The organism is Streptomyces sp. DSM 42067, from assembly GCF_055792885.1.
This window is the reverse complement of record NZ_CM147706.1, coordinates 5,181,156-5,200,083: the sequence shown is the minus strand read 5'-3', so window position 1 is coordinate 5,200,083 and position 18,928 is coordinate 5,181,156. Positions and strand designations below refer to the sequence as shown.

Sequence of the window (18,928 nt, the reverse complement as noted above, 5' to 3'; positions counted from 1 at the left end):
CGGTCGGGCCGGCCGCCGCGCCGGGCGGCGCGTCAGGTGTTCTTGCCGGAGGCCAGTTCGCGGCTGCGGTCGCGTGCCGCTTCGAGGGCGGCGATGAGGGCCGCGCGTACGCCGTGGTTCTCGAGCTCACGGATGGCGCTGATGGTGGTGCCGGCCGGCGATGTCACGTTCTCGCGGAGCCTGACCGGGTGCTCGCCGCTGTCGCGGAGCATGGTGGCGGCGCCGATCGCGGACTGGACGATCAGGTCGTGGGCCTTGTCGCGGGGCAGGCCGAGGAGGATGCCGGCGTCGGTCATGGCTTCGACCAGGTAGAAGAAGTACGCCGGGCCGGAGCCGGAGAGGGCGGTGCAGGCGTCCTGCTGCGACTCGGGGACGCGGAGCGTCTTGCCGACGGCGCCGAAGATCTCTTCGGCGTGGGCGAGGTGCTCGGCGGTGGCGTGGGTGCCCGCGGAGATGACGGACATGGCCTCGTCGACGAGGGCGGGGGTGTTGGTCATGACGCGGACGACCGGGGTGCCTGTCGGCAGCCGGTCCTCGAAGTACGTCGTGGGGATGCCCGCCGCGCCGCTGATGATCAGGCGGCCGGCGGGGACGTGCGGGGCGAGCTCGTCGAGGAGGGTGCCCATGTCCTGCGGCTTGACCGTGAGGATGAGGGTGTCGGCGATCTTGGCCGCTTCGGTGTTCGAGACGGGCGTGACCCCGTAGCGGGTCCGGAGCTCTTCGGCGCGTTCGCGGCGGCGGGCGGTGACCAGGAGGTCGGCCGGGGCCCAGCCGGCTCGGATCATTCCGCTGAGCAGGGCTTCGCCGATCTTGCCGGTGCCGAGGACTGCGACTTTCTGGGTCATGGCTGGGGTGCCCTCCGGGGGGTTGCGTCGTCCGGGTTCATCCTCGCACCGGGGGCGTGGGGGTGGCTTGGTTGTCCGGTGGGCGGACGTCGGGTGGCGGGTTTGCCTTGCAGGGGTTTTCGCCCCCGCCGCCCCTTCCCTTCCCGTCCCTGGGGGCTGGGCCCCCAGACCCCCTTTCGGCCTGGACGGCCTCGTCCTCAAGCTCCCCCAGCTAACGCTGGGAGGTGCCCCCAGACGGGCTGAATGGGTCGATCACGCGGTACGGCGGCGTAGCGTCGCCGCGCCCAAGCTCAGCACCAGCAGCGCGCACCCGGCCACGACCAGCGCATCCCGTACGAAGTTCGCCGTCATGTCCGTGTGCCTGAGGACCTCGTTCATGCCGTCCACGGCGTAGGACATGGGGAGGACGTTGGAGATCCCTTCGAGGACCGGGTGCATGTTGGAGCGGTCGGTGAAGAGGCCGCAGAGGAGGAGCTGGGGGAAGATCACCGCCGGCATGAACTGCACCGCCTGGAACTCCGAGGCCGCGAAGGCCGAGACGAAGAGGCCGAGGGCCGTGCCGAGCAGGGCGTCGAGCAGGGCGACGAGGAGCAGCAGCCAGGGGGAGCCGGTCACGTCGAGGCCCAGGACCCACAGGGCGAGGCCGGTGGCCAGGGCCGACTGGACGATGGCCAGGGTGCCGAAGGCGAGGGCGTAGCCCGCGATCAGGTCGGCCTTGCCGAGCGGCATGGCGAGGAGGCGTTCGAGGGTGCCGGAGGTGCGTTCGCGCAGGGTGGCGATGGAGGTGACCAGGAACATCGTGATCAGCGGGAAGATGCCGAGCAGCGAGGCGCCGATCGCGTCGAAGGTCTGCGGGCTGCCGTCGAAGACGTAGCGGAGCAGGAAGAGCATCACGCACGGGACGAGGATCATCAGCGCGATGGATCGCGGGTCGTGGCGGAGCTGGCGCAGGACGCGGGCGGCGGTGGCGAGGGTGCGGGACGCGTTGATCGCGGTGGGGCGGGGTGCGACAGCCGCGGGGCGTGCGGGGTGTGTGCTCGTCGTGGTCATCGGGCGGTCTCCTTGCGGGCGTTGCCGCGGGTGTCGGCGCGGGCATCTGCCGCGGCGGCTTCGACGGCCTCGTCGACGAGGTGGAGGAAGGCCGCTTCGACGGTCTCCGAGTGCGTGCGCTCGCGCAGGGCGTCGGGAGTGTCGTCCGCGAGGATCTCGCCCTCGCGCATAAGGAGCAGACGGTGGCAGCGTTCGGCCTCGTCCATGACGTGCGAGGAGACGAGGATCGTGGCTCCGCGCTCGGCGGCGATGGAGTGGAAGAGGTTCCACAGGTCGCGGCGGAGTACGGGATCGAGGCCGACGGTGGGTTCGTCGAGTACGAGGAGTTCGGGGGCGCCGAGCAGGGCGACGGCGAGGGAGACGCGGCTGCGCTGTCCGCCGGAGAGATTGCCGGCGAGGGCGTCGCTGTGCGAGGTGAGGTCGACGTCGGCGATTGCGCGGGTGACGTGTTCGTGGCGGCGGTCGGCGGCAGCGCGGCCGGGGTCCAGGACGGCCGCGAAGTACTCCAGGTTCTGGCGGATCGTCAGGTCGTCGTAGACGGAGGGTGCCTGGGTCACGTATCCGACGCGGGACCGGAGGGTGGGGTCGCCGGCGGGGCGGCCGAGTACGTCGAGGGTGCCGGTGACCTTGGCCTGCGTACCGACGACCGCCCGCATGAGGGTCGACTTGCCGCAGCCGGAGGGGCCGAGAAGGCCGGTGATCTGGCCGCGGGGGACGGCGAAGTCGAGGCTGCGGAGGACGGTGCGCGTGCCTCGTACGACGGTGAGAGCGGCGGCTTTGATGGCGGGTGGGGGCTCGGCGGGGGTCCCTTCCCGGACGGGGGGTCCGGAAGCGAAATTCATCATGCGGTGAATAATGCGCGTGGTGGGTAGTGGCGTCAAGGTGGGTGAACCCCTGTGAACCCCCGCGGGAGGAACGGGCGGTTTCCGGTGGTGTGATGCGCGGCTGTCATGCGAGGCGGCCGGGCCTGCGTACGACCGTGAGATCCACGGCGTACGCCTCCTCGACCAGGCCGTCCGGGAAGTGCCGCAGCAGGTGGCGCCGCTCGTCGGCCAGTACGGGTGCGGACTCCTCAGGGCCCAGGGCTGCGAAGTACGAGCGGCTGCCGAAGTGGGCGAGATGGACGTCGACGGGGACGCGGCGGGTCCAGTGGAGACGGCGGTGCGCCGGACCCAGGCCGGGGACCAGCCGGTCGATGATCTGCGGCGCCTCGCCGGTGATGCCGTGCGCGTGGTACCCGGGCAGGCGGGCCTGCAGTCGTCGCTCCTGCTCGGCGCACCAGGGCACGTCCGGGTCGGGGATGTTCCACCAGTACCTGGCGAGCAGTTGCCGGCAGGCAGGTACCTGGCGAGCAGTTGCCGGCAGACAGGTACCTGGCGAGCGGCTGTCAGGTGCGGTCGGTCGGTGGGCGGCGGCCTCAGCCTTTCCGTTTCCGCTTCGACGGGTTGCCCGCGCGGCGTGCCGCACGGCGTTCGTACTGCTCGCGTGCCGCCTCGTACTCCTCGCGGTACAGCTTCTCGCCGGGGGCCTCGGTGAGGGTGCGGAGGAAGTAGGCGAGGAGGGAGCCGACGAAGCCGATGGCGAGGAGACCTCGGAGGGAGGCCTGGCGGTCGGGGTCGGGACGCTTGCTGAAGCCGTCCCAGGTGTGACGGAACGCGAGCGCGCTGCAGACCGCGAACATCACGACGACCAGGACGGTCGCCAGACCTCCGATGGCAGCGATCTCGAGACCCTCGTACGCGAAGCGCAGGACGAGGCACGACACGGCCGCCGCGGCGAGCGAACCGGCGGCTACGGCCGCGCGGCGCGCCGCGTAGCCGCCGTCGTGGTTCACCCAGGTCGTGCCGAAGAATCGGATGGGTTCGGGGCGGGGGCCCGCGGGGGTGGCCGGGGTGCCGGTCTTGTCGTCCTTCTCGTCGCTCACGCGTCGATTATCGGTCCGGCCCGCCGTGATCCCTGCTGGCACTCCTCTTCCGCTCCTAGGGGTGGCCCCACCGGTCGTGCGGGCGAGGCCACCCCCGAGGCGTCAGCCGCAGCGCGGTGCCACGTACCCGTCGCTGCCCGTGTACACGTATGCGTCCGAGATGTACTCGCCGTCGGCGATGTTGTCCCAGAGGTTCGTCGTGCCGTACGGGCCGGTGATCGTCTGGCCTGGCGTCTGGCAGAAGATCGGCACCTTGGCGCCATCGGGCAGGATGCGGACGATGCCATAGCTGGTGCTGGGGCCGCTGCGCACGTTCACGCGGTAGCCGGGCGCGACCGAGTAGTACCTGAGCGCCGAGGCCTCCGCCGCGGCACCCAGCGTCAGTGCGAAGGCCGCGACGGTGGCGCCTGCCGCCATCCTGGTGCGTCTGCCGGCCAAGAGCTTCATGGTGATCCCATCCCCTTCATCAGGCGCAGCGCGGCCTGATGAAGCCGTCGCTGCCGGTGTACACGTAGGCGCCGGAGACGTACTCGCCGACGGCGATGTTGTCCCAGAGGTTCCTCGTGCCGTACGGACCAGTGATCGTCTCTCCCGGACGCCGGCAGAAGATCTGCACGTGTGCCCCTTCCGGGAGGACGCGGATGAGGCGATAGGTCGCGCCAGGCCGCTGCGGGCTCGGGCAGCCGTCCGCTCGGCCGTGCTGCCCTCGTGCGGCATCAGGAGCAGCGCGGTGCCACGTACCCGTCACTGCCCGTGTACACGTACGCGTCCGAGACGTACTGGGCGTTGGCGATGCAGTCCCACAGGTTCGTCGTGCCGTACGGGCCGCTGATCGTCTCTCCCGGGCGCTGACAGTAGATCGGCACGCTCGCGCCCTCGGGCAGGACGCGGACGATGCCGTAGGTCGTGCCCGGGCCGCTTCGGACGTTGAGGCGGACGCCCGGTGCCACCGAGTACGTGCGGGTCGCCGTCGCGCTCAGCGAGGTGACGTTCCCGGTCTTTGTGGCGGTTTGGTGGGTGGTGCTGGTCTCGCCTGTCCCGGCCGCCGCCGTCTCCCCCGCGGGTGGGGTTTCGATGTCCTCCGTAGCCATGCCGGCTCCCCCGTTGAATAGTTCACGCCAAATAGGTGCGGAGCGCCGAGGCTAGCAAGCCGCCGAGGTTTCGTACGAATCATCGACTAGGCTCTGCGCGTCGCGCATGCGGACGGACGCACGGGGGTGAGTGATGCCGCCACAGCGCAGCGCCGGTACGGACCCGGAAGCGGAACGTCCGCGGTATGCCGGGCAGTACCTGCTGGAGGCGCAGCTCGGCTCTGGCGGAATGGGCGTCGTGCATCTGGCCCGGTCCGCCTCCGGGTTGCGGCTGGCTGTCAAGGTCGTGCACGCCGAGTTTGCCCAAGACCCCGAGTTTCGGGGGCGATTCAGGCAGGAGATCGCCGCTGCGCGGCGGGTCAGCGGTGCCTTCACCGCGCCCGTCGTCGACGCCGATCCCGACGCCGGACGCCCTTGGATGGCAACCCTGTTCATCCCCGGCCCGACCCTCGCCGAACACGTGAAGCGGAATGGCGCGCTACCCGCGGCACGGGTGCGACAGCTGATGGCGGGGCTGGCGGAGGGGGTGCGGGACATTCACCGCGCCGGTGTCGTTCACCGCGATCTCAAGCCGAGCAATGTGCTCCTGGCCGAGGACGGCCCGAAGGTCATCGACTTCGGCATATCCCGGCCATCTGACAGCGAACTGCGGACCGAGACCGGCAAGTTGATCGGCACCCCTCCCTTCATGGCTCCGGAGCAGTTCCGCAGGCCACGCGAGGTCGGACCGGCCGCCGACATATTCGCGCTCGGGTCCGTCATCGTCCACGCGGCGACCGGAAGCGGGCCCTTCGACTCGGACAGCCCGTACCTGGTGGCATATCAAGTCGTTCATGACGAACCAGACTTGACAGGCGTGCCGATGGAGCTGGCCCCGCTCGTCGCCCGCTGTCTCGCCAAGGAGCCGGCAGACCGGCCCACCCCGGACGAGCTGATGACGGCACTGCGATCCGTGTCGGCCTCCTACGACACCCAGGCATTCATCCCCGAACAGCGCGGCGGGAGCGATGGGGAGTCGGCGCGCCGAAGAGCCGCGGCCGACGGCCACGATGCCACGCACAGCGCCGCCCGGCGGCCGAAGGGCGTCTCCGACGGCACCCCGGGTGTCGACGGAAGCGCTCCGGAAATCCCCGGCGCCGAGAAGAACGCCGCCGCCACGAAGAGCCTTGCGCGCCGCCTGTGGCTCCCCGCCGTCGTCGCCTTCACCGCATCCGCGATCGTCGCGGGTGCCTTCGTCCTCCTCGACTCGGGCGCCGAGTCCCCGGCCAACCACACCGCCGGGAAGCCGTCCAAGAGTGGCTTCCAGCCGTGGGCCATCGATCTTAGGGCACAGGGCGCCAACGCCTCCGGCATGCCTCAATGCTCGTACGCACCCCACACGTTGTACTGCGCCCGCTCCGGTGTCCTGGCCGCCGCCGTCGATCCGGCCGACGGCAAAGTCCTGTGGTCGCGGGGATACGCCGGGCAGCGCGGCAGCGACGCTGTGACGGCGCCCGTGCTGTCGGGCGGACTCCTGCAGGTCGTCAGCCAGGACGGCGAGCGGCTGACGGCGCTCGATCCCACGACCGGAAAGACCCGCTGGAGCCACGACATCAAGCGGTACCGCGGCCTCGTCACCCACGCCGGAGGTGTCGTGCTGCTCACCGGCGCCGACTCGAAGGTCACCGCGCTGGACGCCTCCACCGGCGAGGAGAAGTGGCACCACGCGATACCGGGGCAGCCGCTTCCGAACTTCTGGTCGTACGGGGACGGGCTCGCTTACGCGGTGGGTACGGCCGGATCAGGGACGCGGGTGACCGCCGTCGACCCGGAGACAGGCGCCACGCGCTGGCAGCGGCGCCTGGACGGTGCGCTCACCCTGGTGGGCGCCCGTGACGGGACGCTCTGGTTCACCTCGACCGCCATCGACTCGTCCACGGACGCCGTCGTGCGCTACGACACCGCGAGCCGCACCACCCGCCGTATCGCGCTCCCCCTCTCCCCAGAGGGAACCCAGGCCGTCGTCGAGAAGGACACGGTCTATCTCCTGGCGACGGGCGGCACGGTCATGGCCATCGACACCCGGACCTCCAAGCAGCTCTGGCGACTGGAAACCTCCGTCACGTTCTCCTCTCCGCCCGTGGTGTCCGGGCGACGGCTGTACTTCACGGCGGCGGACGGCCGACTCCTCGCCATGGACACCGTGGAGGGCACGCTGCTGGGCGAGACCAAGACGCGGCTGGGCGGCGAACAGCAGTGGCTGGTCTCCGGGCTGTCCGCGCCGGTCCCGGCCGACGGCAAGGTGTACTCCGGGGCTCCCGACGGGTCGCTGTTCGCCGTCGACGGACGTGATCCTGCGGACTGGTAGTACGCACCGAGTGGGCGCAGGCACGTACGCGAAAGGGCCGCCCCCGCAGGAACGGCCCACACAACGCGCAGTACGGACGCGAAAGCCTCAGCCCAGCTTCGTCACGTCCCGCACAGCCCCCTTGTCCGCGCTCGTCGCCATCGCCGCGTAAGCCCGCAGCGCCGCAGAGACCTTGCGGTCGCGGGACTTCGGGGCGTACGCGCCGGCGAGGGCCTCGCGGCGGGCCTCCAGCGTCGCGTCGTCGACGAGGAGTTCGATCGTGCGGTTCGGGATGTCGATGCGGATGCGGTCGCCGTCCTCGACCAGGGCGATCGTGCCGCCGGAGGCCGCCTCGGGGGAGGCGTGGCCGATGGACAGGCCCGACGTGCCGCCGGAGAAGCGGCCGTCCGTCACCAGGGCGCAGGCCTTGCCGAGGCCGCGGCCCTTCAGGAACGAGGTCGGGTAGAGCATCTCCTGCATGCCGGGGCCGCCCTTGGGGCCCTCGTAGCGGATGACGACGACGTCGCCCTCCTTGACCTGCTTCGTGAGGATCTTGTCGACCGCCTCTTCCTGCGACTCGCAGACGACGGCCGGGCCCTCGAAGGTCCAGATCGACGCGTCGACGCCCGCCGTCTTCACGACGCAGCCGTCCTCGGCGAGGTTGCCCTTGAGGACCGCGAGGCCGCCGTCCTTCGAGTACGCGTGGGCGACGTCGCGGATGCAGCCGTTCGCCGCGTCGGTGTCCAGCTCCTCCCAGCGCTCGGACTGCGAGAAGGCCTCGGCGGAGCGCTTGCAGCCGGGGGCCGCGTGCCACAGCTCGACGGCCTCGTCGATCGCCGAACCGCTGCGGATGTCCCAGTCGTCCAGCCACTCCTTGATGGAGGGGCTGTGGACGGTGTGCACGTCCTCGTTGAGCAGACCGCCGCGGTACAGCTCGCCGAGGATCGCGGGGATGCCGCCCGCGCGGTGCACGTCCTCCATGTAGTACGTCCGCGTCGGCGCCACGTTGGGCGCGACCTTGGCCAGGCACGGGACGCGGCGCGAGACGGCGTCGATGTCGGTCAGGTCGTAGCCGACCTCGGCCTCCTGAGCGGCGGCCAGCAGGTGCAGGATCGTATTCGTGGAGCCGCCCATGGCGATGTCGAGGGCCATGGCGTTCTCGAAGGCGGCGTGGGTGGCGATGTTGCGCGGGAGGACCGAGGCGTCGTCCTGCTCGTAGTAGCGCTTGGCCAGCTCGACGACCGTGGCGCCCGCGTTCTCGTAGAGGGCCTTGCGCGCGGTGTGCGTGGCGAGCACCGAGCCGTTGCCGGGCAGGGAGAGGCCGATCGCCTCGGTCAGGCAGTTCATCGAGTTGGCGGTGAACATACCGGAACAGGAACCGCAGGTCGGGCAGGCGTTCTCCTCGATGCGGAGGATGTCCTCGTCCGAGATCTTGTCGTTGACGGCGTCGGAGATCGCGTCGATCAGGTCGAGCGTGCGGACCGTGCCGTCGACGAGCGTCGCGCGGCCGGCCTCCATCGGGCCGCCGGAGACGAAGACCGTGGGGATGTTGAGGCGGAGGGCCGCCATCAGCATGCCCGGGGTGATCTTGTCGCAGTTGGAGATGCAGATCAGGGCGTCGGCGCAGTGGGCCTCGACCATGTACTCGACCGAGTCCGCGATCAGGTCGCGGGACGGCAGCGAGTACAGCATTCCGCCGTGGCCCATCGCGATGCCGTCGTCGACCGCGATCGTGTTGAACTCGCGCGGCACCGCGCCCGCGGCCTTGATCGCCTCGCTGACGATCCGGCCGACGGGCTGCAGGTGCGTGTGGCCGGGCACGAACTCGGTGAAGGAGTTGGCAACCGCGATGATCGGCTTGCCGATGTCCTCGCTCGCTACACCGGAGGCGCGCATAAGGGCGCGGGCGCCCGCCATGTTGCGGCCGTGGGTGACAGTGCGGGACCTCAGCTCGGGCATCGTCGCTCGCTCCTTCAGGCAGATGCCTACGGCTGCCTGCGGCACGGTCGTCGCCGGGCTCTCGCGGCGTTGTCCGTACGGCTGGCGGACGCAGGCAGGGATGACTGCAGTCGAGCCTACGCCGCTACTCCAAGATCTGGACAGCTCGTCCGGAATGCGGGACGCCCGTCTCGGTCACCGGCACCCGGCCGGGCCACGAACGGGCCCAGGGGCGGTCAGGTGACCTTGTACCGGGCTCAAGGGCCGGTCACATGCACCCGCACCTGCACCGGGATCAGGGCCCGGTCAGATGACCCTGCACCACCGGCGCCACCCGGACGATGATCTGCTCGACGTCCGCCGAGGCCAGCGGCTCCAGCTTGATCACGTACCGCAGCATCGCGACCCCGACCAGCTGGGCCGCCGCCAGCTCGGCCCGCAGCTCTGCGTCGGGCGTGCCCACATGGCCCGCGACCCTGCGCAGCAGCTGTGTGGTGACGAGCCGGCGGAAGACCGCGGCGGCCGCCTCGTTGTTCATGGCCGACCGGACCACGGCAAGCAGGGGCGTACGGGTGACCGGGTTCTCCCAGACACCGAAGAGGAACCGGGAGAACCGCTCACCGACCCCGTCGAGCGGACCCTCGATGATCGTGTCCGGCGCCTTCAGGGCCGGCGCGAAGACGACCTCGATCGCCGCCTCGAAGACCTGTTCCTTGGTGCCGAAGTAGTGGTGGACCAGCGCCGGGTCGACGCCCGCTCCCTTGGCGATGCTGCGCACGGACGTCTTGTCGTAGCCCCTCTCGGAGAACTCCTCGCGGGCCGACTGCAGAATGCGCTCGCGCGCCGCGGGGCCCTCCCCCGCCTGCGTACGCGAGGGGCGTCCCCTGCGCCGCGGAGCCGTGTCGGTCATGATCTCTGCACCCTCACCGCGGACGCCAGATGGAGCCGGGTGAAGGCCAGGGCCTCCGCCAGATCGGCCTCGCGCTCGGCGCTGGACATGGCCCGCCGTGTGTTGACCTCCAGGACGACATGGCCGTCGAAGCCGTTCAGCGCCAGCCGTTCCAGGACCTCTGCGCAGGGCTGTGTGCCGCGGCCGGGGACCAGGTGCTCGTCCTTTCCGGATCCGCTGCCGTCGGCGAGGTGGACGTGGCCGAGCCGGTCGCCCATGCGGTCGATCATCTGCAGCGCGTCGGTGCGGGCGGTCGCCGTGTGCGAGAGGTCGATCGTGTAGTGCCGGTAGTCGTCCTTGGTGACGTCCCACTCCGGGGCATACGCGAGCATCTCGCGGTCCCGGTAGCGCCACGGATACATGTTCTCGACGGCGAACCGTACGTCCGTCTCGTCGGCCATGCGCCAGATGCCGCGGACGAAGTCCCGGGCGTACTGCCGCTGCCAGCGGAAGGGCGGATGCACGACGACCGTGGAGGCGCCCAGCTGCTCGGCGGCGGACTTCGCGCGCTGGAGCTTGACCCAGGGGTCGGTGGACCACACCCGCTGCGTGATCAGCAGACAGGGGGCGTGGACGGCGAGGATCGGGATGCGGTGGTAGTCGCTCAGGCGGCGCAGCGCCGCGATGTCCTGGCTGACGGGGTCGTTCCAGACCATGATCTCGAGACCGTCGTACCCAAGGCGCGCGGCGATCTCGAAGGCCGTCGCCGTCGACTCCGGATAGACCGAGGCCGTCGACAGCGCGACCTTCGCATCCGGGATGCGCACCACTGGTTCTGCCACGAGGGACAGGGTACGGGGCAAGGTCCCCGCGACGGGGCCGTCCCCCGGCGGTGCCGCCCCAACAGGGACGCTCCCCACGTACAACGTGGTTGCCGTCCGGCTGAGGGATGTCCCGGTGTCGGGGTTCCCCCCAGTCGCACGCTGGGAGATACCCCAGTGCCCACCCTCCGCAGCGGGGGCGACCCGGCACCTCTACGTGCTCGACATGTGGTCCAGCCTGCGCAGGATCACGCCCTCGCGGAGCGCCCAGGGGCAGATCTCCACCGACTCCACGCCGAACAGGTCCATCGCGCCCTCCGCGACGAGTGCGCCGGCGAGGAGCTGACCGGAGCGGCCCTCGGAGACGCCGGGGAGCTCGGCGCGCTCCTCGGCCGTCATCTCGATGAGCCGCGGCACCCAGTCCTCCAGGGACCTGCGCTTGAGCTCCCGCTGGACGTAGAGGCCGTCGGCCGAGCGGGCGGCGCCCGCGATACGGGCGAGCTGCCGGAACGTCTTGGAGGTGGCGACCACATGGTCCGGGGTGCCGAGGCGGCTGAACTCCCCGACGGTCCGCGCGATCTGCGCCCGCACATGCCGCCGCAGCGCCTTCACGTCCGCCGGGTCCGGCGGGTCGCCCGGCAGCCAGCTCGCGGTCAGACGTCCTGCGCCCAGCGGCAGCGAGACGGCGGCGTCCGGCTCCTCGTCCATGCCGTACGCGATCTCCAGCGAACCGCCGCCGATGTCAAGGACCAGCAGCTTTCCGGCCGACCAGCCGAACCAGCGGCGGGCGGCGAGGAAGGTCAGACGGGCCTCCTCCTCACCGGTCAGCACCTGCAGCTCGACACCGGTCTCGTCCTTGACGCGGGCCAGTACGTCGTCGGCGTTGCTGGCCTCGCGGACCGCGGAGGTGGCGAACGGCAGCAGGTCCTCGACGCCCTTGTCCTCGGCCGCCTGCAGCGCTTCGTGGACGGTGCCGATCAGTTTGCCGACGCCGTCGGGTCCGATGGCTCCGTCGCCGTCGAGGAGTTCAGCAAGCCGCAGTTCCGCCTTGTGCGAGTGCGCGGGCAGCGGGCGTGCGCCCGGGTGCGCATCCACCACGAGCAGATGCACCGTGTTCGAACCCACGTCGAGGACACCGAGTCTCATATACGGAACGCTACTGCGCGTGGGCCGGACGGAAGTCCCGGGGCGGGGTTCCACCCGCATACCCTGGAGGCGTGCCAAAGACGAAAAAGGCGAAGACCGACAAATCCGCCAAGGGTTCCTCGAAGGCGCAGGAGCCGGAGCCGAGGCCGTCGGAGCAGAGGCAGTCGAAGCCGCCGAAGCAGTCGAAGGGATCGAGGGGATCGGTGCAGGAGCAGCAGCCGGTACCCGACGAGAAGGGCCTGGACTTCGCCCGCGCATGGGTCGAGTTCCCTGATCCGGCGGACGACGAACAGGTATTCCGCTGCGATCTGACATGGCTTACCTCCCGTTGGAACTGCATCTTCGGAAGCGGCTGCCAGGGCATCCAGGCCGGCCGCGCGGACGACGGGTGCTGCACGCTGGGCGCGCACTTCTCCGAGGAGGACGACGAGAAGCGCGTCGCCGGACATGTGGCGAGGCTCACTCCCGAGATCTGGCAGCACCACGACGTGGGCACGCAGACCGGCTGGGTCCAGGAGGACGAGGACGGCGAGCGCCAGACCCGCCGTTTCGAGGGCTCCTGCATCTTCCAGAACCGGCCCGGTTTCGGGGGCGGCGCAGGCTGCTCGCTGCACATCCTGGCGCTGCGCGAGGGGCGTGAGCCGCTGGAGACCAAGCCGGACGTCTGCTGGCAGCTGCCGATCCGCCGGACGTACGAGTGGATCGACCGGCCCGACGACACCCGCGTCCTGCAGGTGTCGATCGGCGAGTACGACCGCCGGGGCTGGGGTCCGGGCGGCCACGATCTGCACTGGTGGTGTACGTCGGCGACCTCGGCGCACGGAGCGGGCGAGCCGGTGTACGTCTCGTACCGGCCGGAGCTCACCGAGCTGATGGGCAAGGCGGGATACGACCGGCTGGTCGAGCTGTGCGAGGCCCGGCTGGCGTCGCAGCTGCCTCTGGTGGCGCCGCACCCCGCCGACCCCGCGGGCTGAGGCGGGGCCGTTCCGGAGCCGACGCCCCGCCCGGCCTTTGGCCCATCGGTCACTGTCAGAAGCACCCGCCGTCGACAGCAGGAGCGTCGTCGTCCTGCGGGCGGGCCGCCCGCCTACGTCCCTCAGCTGGGGCTCGCCCCTCCCCCGTCGCTCGGCGGCGGCGACGAGTCCCCCGGGTCCGACGGGGCCGGCGAGTCGGAAGGGGCGCTGTCGCTGGGCGCGGGGTCCGGGTCGGAGGGCGACGGGTCGCTCGGGGCGGGATCCTGCCCTGACGGGGGCGGATCGGACGACGGCGGTGGGTCGGACGACGGGGGCGGATCCGACGAGGGCGGGTCGCTCGGCGCCGGCCCCGGATCGGACGGGGACGGGTGACCGGGCGAGGACGACGGCGGGCTGGACGAAGGCGGGCTGGAGGGTGGCGGGGACGACTCTCCGTACCCCTCGAGGGCGATCACCGCACCCGACGGATCGATCACGATCTGTGCGCGCCAGTGGCCGGGAGGCTCGCGATGGTGATCGACGTACACCTCGATCGTGAGCGACTCGCCCGGCGTGAGCGTTCCCGAGGACTGGCTGAAGTAGAGCCACGGGGCGTCCGCGCGCGCCGACCAGTGCACCGGTGCGCCCCCCGATGCCCGCAGCGTGATCAGTGTCGTGTCGCCGCCGCTCGGCTGCGCCTCCACCGTGAGCCTGCCGGGGCCGACCGCGCTGTGGGACGGCGGTGCTCCCGGGCTGATCACCTCCACGGACACGTCGGGTGTGCGGCTGCCGGCGGTGAAGCGCGCGTCGGGCTCGGGGCTGGCGTTGCCGGCGTTCTCGTAGCCGCCCGCGTGGTCGCCCCCGAGCCCGCCGGGGCCGTCCGCCTCGCTGACGGAGATGGAGCGGCCGTCCTGGCCCTCGCCGGTGAGAGGCGCGCCGCGGTAGGCGGCCCAGAGGGCGAGCACCGGGGCCGCGACGACCGTGGCGACGACGGTCGTCGCCACGGCACGCGCGCGTAGCCGACCGCGGCGGGCGGCACGGTCCCTGGGGTCCATCGGGAAGCCGCGCCGGTCGAAGCGCGGTGCGCTGTCCCGCGCGCGGGGGGCATGCGTCATCGCGGCATGCAGGGCGGGGCGCGGGGCCTCGATCACGGGCAGCGCGGCCGGGGTGACGCTGGTGCCGGGCCACGCGGCCCCGGCGCGCTCGGCGGTACGGCGGCAGCGGGGGCAGTCGTCGACGTGCCGGACGAGCTCGCTGCGCAGGGCCGCGCCGAGGAGCAGCTGGTTGTCGCCGGTGAGGCGGGCGACGGCAGGACAGGTGCCGGTCTCGACGACGGCGAGCGCAGCACGGGTGCGCTCCACCTCGCAGGCCGCGGTGGCCAGGAGTTCCCGGGTCGACGCGAGGTCCATGCCGAGGACCGCGGCGACCTCGTGGGCGGCGAGGTGGTGGCGTACGGCGAGTTCGAGCGCCTCTCGCTGTTCGGGGGTCGTCCCGGCGGCCTCCGGCCAGGCCAGCAGCGCCAGTTCGCGCCGGCGCTCCTGCTCGATCTCCGCGGAGACCGAGGGGCCGGTGGTCCGGTCGTTCTCCGCCGAGACCGAGGGGGCGGGGCTCCGGTCGCTCTCCGCCGAGACCGGGGCGGCGGCCGTCCGGTCGGCATGCCGCCCGGCGGCACGCGAGCTCTGCCGCTTCCGCTTGGCCTCGGCGAGCTTGCGCAGACACGACCAGCGTGCGAGCGCGTACAGCCAGGCCTTGCGGTCGCTCTCGGAGTCCGGCCCGCGCGAGCCGCGGCGCTCGGCACACGCGAGGGCTTCACCCAGTGCGGCGGTCGCGGCGTCGTGGTCGCACAGCACGGACAGGCAGTACGTGAACAGGCCGTCGAGATACGGCTCGTAGCGCGCGGGCGGCCGCTGGACCAGCGTGCGGTGCGCCGCCCCGCGGTGCCGCGCATCACGATGCGCCCGGCGGGCTCCGGGGGTCTGTCTGGAGTGCTGCGGCCTACTGCTCGTCACCCGTGCGACCGTAGGCGGGTGGCGGTGGGGCCCTCCTCACCGTCGCGCACATTTAATCCTTACGGGTGAACAGATCCCTCAAAAGGGGACAGGAACCCGTCATTCCGCGATGCGAGCGTTACAGGGACCGGGGCGCGGGGCGGGCTCGGGTGGCGCGCGGCGCCCGGCGGGCGCGGATGGCGCTCGGCACTCGTGGGCTCGGGCGTCGCTCGGCGCCGGCGGGCGCGGATGGCGGCCGACAGCCGGGCGCCGCGATATCCGGCGAGCAGCCGCAGTCGGCGGCCGGGGGTCGGGTTGTCGGTGGGCACCGCTACGGTTTCGTCCATGGCTGCCCGTACGAAAACCGGCAAGGACCGGCCGTCCTACCGCTGCACCGAGTGCGGCTGGCAGACGGCCAAGTGGCTCGGCCGCTGCCCCGAGTGCCAGGCATGGGGCACGGTCGAGGAGTACGGCGCGCCCGCGGTCCGTACGACGACGCCCGGCCGCGTCACCACCACGGCCGTGCCGATCGGCCAGGTCGACGGCCGCCAGGCCACGGCTCGCACGACCGGCGTGCCCGAGCTGGACCGCGTGCTCGGCGGCGGGCTGGTCCCCGGCGCCGTGGTCCTCGTCGCGGGCGAGCCGGGCGTCGGCAAGTCCACGCTCCTGCTGGACGTGGCGGCCAAGTCGGCCAGCGACGAGCACCGCACGCTCTATGTGACAGGTGAGGAGTCCGCGAGCCAGGTGCGGCTGCGCGCGGACCGCATCGAGGCCATCGACGACCACCTGTATCTGGCGGCCGAGACCGACCTGGCCGCCGTCCTCGGTCATCTGGACGCGGTCAAGCCCTCACTGCTGATCCTCGACTCCGTACAGACCGTGGCCTCGCCGGAGATCGACGGGGCGCCCGGCGGCATGGCCCAGGTCCGCGAGGTCGCCGGGGCCCTCATCCGCGCCTCCAAGGAGCGCGGCATGGCGACGCTCCTGGTCGGCCATGTCACGAAGGACGGCGCGATCGCGGGCCCGCGGCTGCTCGAGCACCTCGTGGACGTCGTGCTGCATTTCGAGGGCGACCGGCACGCGCGCCTGCGGCTGGTCCGCGGCGTCAAGAACCGGTACGGGACGACGGACGAGGTCGGCTGCTTCGAGCTGCACGACGAGGGCATCACCGGTCTCGCCGACCCCAGCGGCCTCTTCCTCACCCGCCGTGCCGAGCCCGTTCCGGGCACGTGCCTGACCGTGACGCTGGAGGGCCGCCGCCCGCTCGTCGCCGAGGTCCAGGCGCTCACCGTCGACTCGCAGATCCCCTCACCCCGGCGCACCACCTCCGGCCTGGAGACGTCCCGCGTCTCGATGATGCTCGCCGTCCTCGAGCAGCGCGGCCGGATCAGCGCGCTCGGCAAGCGCGACATCTACTCCGCGACGGTCGGCGGCGTGAAGCTCTCCGAGCCCGCGGCGGACCTGGCCGTCGCGCTCGCGCTCGCCAGCGCCGCGAGCGACACCCCGCTGCCGAAGAACCTCGTCGCGATCGGCGAGGTGGGCCTCGCGGGCGAGGTCAGACGGGTCACCGGCGTCCAGCGCAGGCTCGCGGAGGCCCACCGCCTCGGCTTCACGCACGCCCTCGTACCGACGGATCCCGGCAAGGTCCCGGCCGGTATGAAGGTCCTGGAAGTCGCCGACATAGGGGACGCTCTGCGTGTGCTGCCGAGGTCGCGTCGGCGAGAGGCCCCACGGGAGGAGGAGGACCGCCGGTAGACTTTGCCCCGGTCTCGCCCATCCGTACGAACCGAGGGCGCCCCAGAACCTGCGACCGGAGGAGTGCAGTGGCAGCCAACGACCGGGCAGCAGCTCCCGGAAAGTCCGGTGGGAGCTCCGGTGCCGATGGGCTCATGCGCGCCTCTCTGAGCGCTGTCGCGCCGGGTACGGCGCTGCGTGACGGCCTGGAGCGCGTCCTCCGCGGCAACACCGGAGGACTGATCGTCCTCGGCTCCGACAAGACCGTCGAGGCCATGTGTACGGGCGGTTTTGTCCTTGATGTCGAGTTCACGGCGACGCGGCTGCGCGAGCTGTGCAAGCTCGACGGCGGCATCGTCCTCGACAAGGACCTCACCAAGATCCTTCGGGCGGGTGTCCAGCTCGTGCCGGACCCGACGATCCCGACCGAGGAGACCGGCACGCGGCACCGCACCGCGGACCGCGTGAGCAAGCAGGTCGGCTTCCCGGTCGTGTCGGTGTCCCAGTCCATGCGGCTCATCGCGTTGTACGTGGACGGACAGCGGCGGGTCCTGGAGGACTCGGCCGCGATCCTCTCCCGGGCGAACCAGGCCCTGGCGACCCTGGAGCGGTACAAGCTGCGGCTCGACGAGGTCGCGGGCACGCTGTCGGCGCTGGAGATCGAGGACCTGGTGACGGTCCGGGACGTCTCGGCCGTCGCCCAGCGCCTGGAGATGGTGCGGCGCATCGCCACCGAGATCGCCGAGTACGTGGTGGAGCTCGGCACGGACGGGCGGCTTCTCGCCCTCCAACTCGAGGAGTTGATCGCGGGCGTGGAGCCGGAGCGGGAGCTCGTCGTCCGGGACTACGTACCGGAGCCGACCGCGAAGCGGTCCCGTACGGTCGAGGAGGCGCTGGCCGAACTCGACTCTCTGACGCACACCGAGCTTCTCGAACTTCCCGTGGTGGCAAGAGCCTTGGGCTACACCGGGTCACCGGAGACGCTGGACTCGGCGGTGTCGCCGCGGGGGTTCCGACTCCTTGCGAAGGTGCCGCGGCTGCCGGGCGCCATCATCGACCGCCTCGTGGAGCACTTCGGCGGCCTGCAGAAGCTGCTCGCCGCGAGCGTCGACGACCTGCAGACGGTGGACGGGGTCGGGGAGGCCCGGGCGCGCAGCGTTCGGGAGGGGCTGTCGCGGCTGGCGGAGTCCTCGATCCTCGAGCGCTACGTCTAACCTCCGGCGGGCTGCGGTTCTCGGGCGCCGTTGTTCTTGCAGTGCCCATGTTCTTGCAGTGCCCGCTGTTCTTGGAGTGCCCGCTGTTCTTGGAGTGCCCGCGGTCGGCCCGCCAAGGGCTAATCGTTCTCCAGGACAAAGGACGTCCGTGCCGTTCCGAGGCCGGAGGCCTTCGCCTCGACAAGGTACGTACCCGCCTTCGCCGAGCCGGCCGCCGGCGTCGCGCACTGAGGTGCACTCGCGTGCCGATCCCACACCACGGTCTGCGTGACGCTCCCGTCCGCCGGCACCCGCAGCAGCAGGCTCCCGCTGCCCTCCGGGCAGTCCGACGACGTCCAGAACGCGTCGTCACTCCCGGTCAGCGTGATCGTCAGCACGGCCTCCTTCGGCCCGAGATCCACCTTGCAGGCGGTGCCCGACGTGTTCTGCGCGATCAGCTCGAACTCCGGCTTCTCACCGGGCTCGTACGTGTTGCGGACGCTGCGTACCGTGAACTTGACCGCACCGGCAGCGCAGTTGGGCAGGCTGGACCCGGCCGGAACACGGTCGCCCGAGCCACCGCCGCCCGTGGCGCCGTCCGGGGAAGCCGTGCCGCCCTCGCCGCCCGAACCGCCGGAGCTTCCCGTCTCGCCGGAGCCCTCACCGTCCCCCGATCCGTCACCGTCCCCAGAGCCGTCGCCGCTGCCGCCCGACTCGTCGCGGCCGCCCGGGTTTTCGCTGATCGCAGGCCCGGATCCGGAGGGACCCGGCGTGATCGAGGGCGCGGGGTTCTTGCCGTCGGAGTCGCCGGCGTTGTTGTTGCCGCCGCCACCGGAACTGACGACCCATACGACGAGCAGTGCCAGCAGGGCGACCATGGACAGCAGAACGGCCCTCCGTCGCCAGTAGATGCTGGAGGGAAGCGGCCCGACAGGATTGCGCAGAGATCCCACGGCGCAAACTGTACGAGAGATCAGCGGGTTATCCTGCCCCACCCGCCGCCCCGCGCCGCAACTTTTGCGGATCATCA

The 18,928-nt window shown here is 71.5% G+C and carries 17 protein-coding genes and 1 pseudogene; 4 read left to right on the top strand and 14 right to left on the bottom strand.

From position 1 onward, the window contains the following. Positions 1 to 32: 32 nt before the first annotated feature. The 8 genes and pseudogenes from proC to ACSMXV_RS23840 all read right to left on the bottom strand — a co-directional run bounded on the left by proC (position 33) and on the right by ACSMXV_RS23840 (position 4,910). A complete protein-coding gene (gene proC / locus ACSMXV_RS23875) occupies positions 33 to 845 on the bottom strand; it encodes a pyrroline-5-carboxylate reductase (RefSeq protein WP_473173332.1) in 813 nt (270 codons plus the stop codon). A gap of 252 nt (positions 846 to 1,097) precedes the next feature. Further along, the gene (locus ACSMXV_RS23870; protein ID WP_473173331.1) at positions 1,098 to 1,895 is read right to left on the bottom strand and encodes an ABC transporter permease; all 798 of its coding nucleotides are present in this window, start codon (positions 1,893 to 1,895) and stop codon (positions 1,098 to 1,100) included. Next, positions 1,892 to 2,740: an ABC transporter ATP-binding protein gene (locus ACSMXV_RS23865; protein WP_473173330.1), complete on the bottom strand. Its 849-nt coding sequence runs from the start codon at positions 2,738 to 2,740 to the stop codon at positions 1,892 to 1,894. The genes ACSMXV_RS23870 and ACSMXV_RS23865 overlap by 4 nt, the downstream gene beginning before the upstream one ends. A 103-nt stretch (positions 2,741 to 2,843) precedes the next feature. After that, positions 2,844 to 3,182: a hypothetical protein gene (locus tag ACSMXV_RS23860; protein ID WP_473173329.1), complete on the bottom strand. Its 339-nt coding sequence runs from the start codon at positions 3,180 to 3,182 to the stop codon at positions 2,844 to 2,846. A gap of 130 nt (positions 3,183 to 3,312) precedes the next feature. Next, positions 3,313 to 3,819, bottom strand: coding sequence for an EamA/RhaT family transporter (locus ACSMXV_RS23855; protein ID WP_473173328.1), 507 nt, complete (start codon positions 3,817 to 3,819; stop codon positions 3,313 to 3,315). A 102-nt stretch (positions 3,820 to 3,921) separates the two neighbouring features. Further along, positions 3,922 to 4,266, bottom strand: a complete 345-nt coding sequence (locus ACSMXV_RS23850) for an SH3 domain-containing protein (RefSeq protein ID WP_473173327.1) — start codon at positions 4,264 to 4,266, stop codon at positions 3,922 to 3,924. A 19-nt stretch (positions 4,267 to 4,285) separates the two neighbouring features. Next, positions 4,286 to 4,483 (bottom strand): annotated as a pseudogene (locus tag ACSMXV_RS23845) (hypothetical protein); the annotation flags it as partial. 52 nt (positions 4,484 to 4,535) lie between these two features. Then, on the bottom strand, positions 4,536 to 4,910 hold the full coding sequence (locus ACSMXV_RS23840; protein WP_473173326.1) for a peptidase: 375 nt from the start codon (positions 4,908 to 4,910) through the stop codon (positions 4,536 to 4,538). A gap of 133 nt (positions 4,911 to 5,043) precedes the next feature. Here ACSMXV_RS23840 and ACSMXV_RS23835 point away from each other — a divergent pair, with 133 nt between their 5' ends. After that, positions 5,044 to 7,257: a protein kinase domain-containing protein gene (locus ACSMXV_RS23835; protein ID WP_473173325.1), complete on the top strand. Its 2,214-nt coding sequence runs from the start codon at positions 5,044 to 5,046 to the stop codon at positions 7,255 to 7,257. An 87-nt stretch (positions 7,258 to 7,344) separates the two neighbouring features. Here ACSMXV_RS23835 and ilvD read toward each other — a convergent pair whose 3' ends face one another. From ilvD to ACSMXV_RS23815, 4 genes are all read right to left on the bottom strand, one after another. Then, positions 7,345 to 9,195, bottom strand: coding sequence for a dihydroxy-acid dehydratase (gene ilvD / locus ACSMXV_RS23830; RefSeq protein ID WP_473173324.1), 1,851 nt, complete (start codon positions 9,193 to 9,195; stop codon positions 7,345 to 7,347). A gap of 274 nt (positions 9,196 to 9,469) precedes the next feature. Beyond that, complete coding sequence (locus ACSMXV_RS23825; protein ID WP_473173323.1) at positions 9,470 to 10,084, bottom strand: TetR/AcrR family transcriptional regulator; 615 nt, start codon at positions 10,082 to 10,084, stop codon at positions 9,470 to 9,472. Next, positions 10,081 to 10,905, bottom strand: coding sequence for a sugar phosphate isomerase/epimerase family protein (locus ACSMXV_RS23820; RefSeq protein ID WP_473173322.1), 825 nt, complete (start codon positions 10,903 to 10,905; stop codon positions 10,081 to 10,083). The genes ACSMXV_RS23825 and ACSMXV_RS23820 overlap by 4 nt, the downstream gene beginning before the upstream one ends. A gap of 192 nt (positions 10,906 to 11,097) precedes the next feature. Then, the gene (locus ACSMXV_RS23815) at positions 11,098 to 12,030 is read right to left on the bottom strand and encodes a Ppx/GppA family phosphatase (RefSeq protein WP_181865623.1); all 933 of its coding nucleotides are present in this window, start codon (positions 12,028 to 12,030) and stop codon (positions 11,098 to 11,100) included. A 71-nt stretch (positions 12,031 to 12,101) separates the two neighbouring features. Between ACSMXV_RS23815 and ACSMXV_RS23810 the strand changes: the two genes are divergently transcribed. Next, positions 12,102 to 13,004 (top strand): DUF3109 family protein, encoded by a 903-nt coding sequence (locus ACSMXV_RS23810; RefSeq protein WP_473173321.1) that lies wholly within the window; start codon positions 12,102 to 12,104, stop codon positions 13,002 to 13,004. A gap of 122 nt (positions 13,005 to 13,126) precedes the next feature. Here ACSMXV_RS23810 and ACSMXV_RS23805 read toward each other — a convergent pair whose 3' ends face one another. After that, on the bottom strand, positions 13,127 to 14,992 hold the full coding sequence (locus ACSMXV_RS23805) for a BACON domain-containing protein (protein WP_473173320.1): 1,866 nt from the start codon (positions 14,990 to 14,992) through the stop codon (positions 13,127 to 13,129). Positions 14,993 to 15,316: 324 nt separating this feature from the next. Here ACSMXV_RS23805 and radA point away from each other — a divergent pair, with 324 nt between their 5' ends. Together radA and disA are read left to right on the top strand one after the other, a co-directional pair. Further along, a complete protein-coding gene (gene radA, locus ACSMXV_RS23800; RefSeq protein ID WP_473173319.1) occupies positions 15,317 to 16,726 on the top strand; it encodes a DNA repair protein RadA in 1,410 nt (469 codons plus the stop codon). Between the two features lie 68 nt (positions 16,727 to 16,794). Beyond that, on the top strand, positions 16,795 to 17,919 hold the full coding sequence (gene disA / locus ACSMXV_RS23795) for a DNA integrity scanning diadenylate cyclase DisA (protein WP_181865619.1): 1,125 nt from the start codon (positions 16,795 to 16,797) through the stop codon (positions 17,917 to 17,919). A gap of 119 nt (positions 17,920 to 18,038) precedes the next feature. Here disA and ACSMXV_RS23790 read toward each other — a convergent pair whose 3' ends face one another. Then, positions 18,039 to 18,851, bottom strand: a complete 813-nt coding sequence (locus tag ACSMXV_RS23790; protein WP_473173318.1) for a hypothetical protein — start codon at positions 18,849 to 18,851, stop codon at positions 18,039 to 18,041. Positions 18,852 to 18,928 lie beyond the last annotated feature (77 nt).

What these genes read in the sequence shown, in the direction of transcription:
- proC (WP_473173332.1), bottom strand. Translation starts at nt 845, where the DNA reads ATGACCCAGAAAGTCGCAGTCCTCGGCACCGGCAAGATCGGCGAAGCC.
- ACSMXV_RS23870 (WP_473173331.1), bottom strand. Translation starts at nt 1,895, where the DNA reads ATGACCACGACGAGCACACACCCCGCACGCCCCGCGGCTGTCGCACCC.
- ACSMXV_RS23865 (WP_473173330.1), bottom strand. Translation starts at nt 2,740, where the DNA reads ATGATGAATTTCGCTTCCGGACCCCCCGTCCGGGAAGGGACCCCCGCC.
- ACSMXV_RS23850 (WP_473173327.1), bottom strand. Translation starts at nt 4,266, where the DNA reads ATGAAGCTCTTGGCCGGCAGACGCACCAGGATGGCGGCAGGCGCCACC.
- ACSMXV_RS23840 (WP_473173326.1), bottom strand. Translation starts at nt 4,910, where the DNA reads ATGGCTACGGAGGACATCGAAACCCCACCCGCGGGGGAGACGGCGGCG.
- ACSMXV_RS23835 (WP_473173325.1), top strand. Translation starts at nt 5,044, where the DNA reads ATGCCGCCACAGCGCAGCGCCGGTACGGACCCGGAAGCGGAACGTCCG.
- ilvD (WP_473173324.1), bottom strand. Translation starts at nt 9,195, where the DNA reads ATGCCCGAGCTGAGGTCCCGCACTGTCACCCACGGCCGCAACATGGCG.
- ACSMXV_RS23825 (WP_473173323.1), bottom strand. Translation starts at nt 10,084, where the DNA reads ATGACCGACACGGCTCCGCGGCGCAGGGGACGCCCCTCGCGTACGCAG.
- ACSMXV_RS23815 (WP_181865623.1), bottom strand. Translation starts at nt 12,030, where the DNA reads ATGAGACTCGGTGTCCTCGACGTGGGTTCGAACACGGTGCATCTGCTC.
- radA (WP_473173319.1), top strand. Translation starts at nt 15,317, where the DNA reads ATGGCTGCCCGTACGAAAACCGGCAAGGACCGGCCGTCCTACCGCTGC.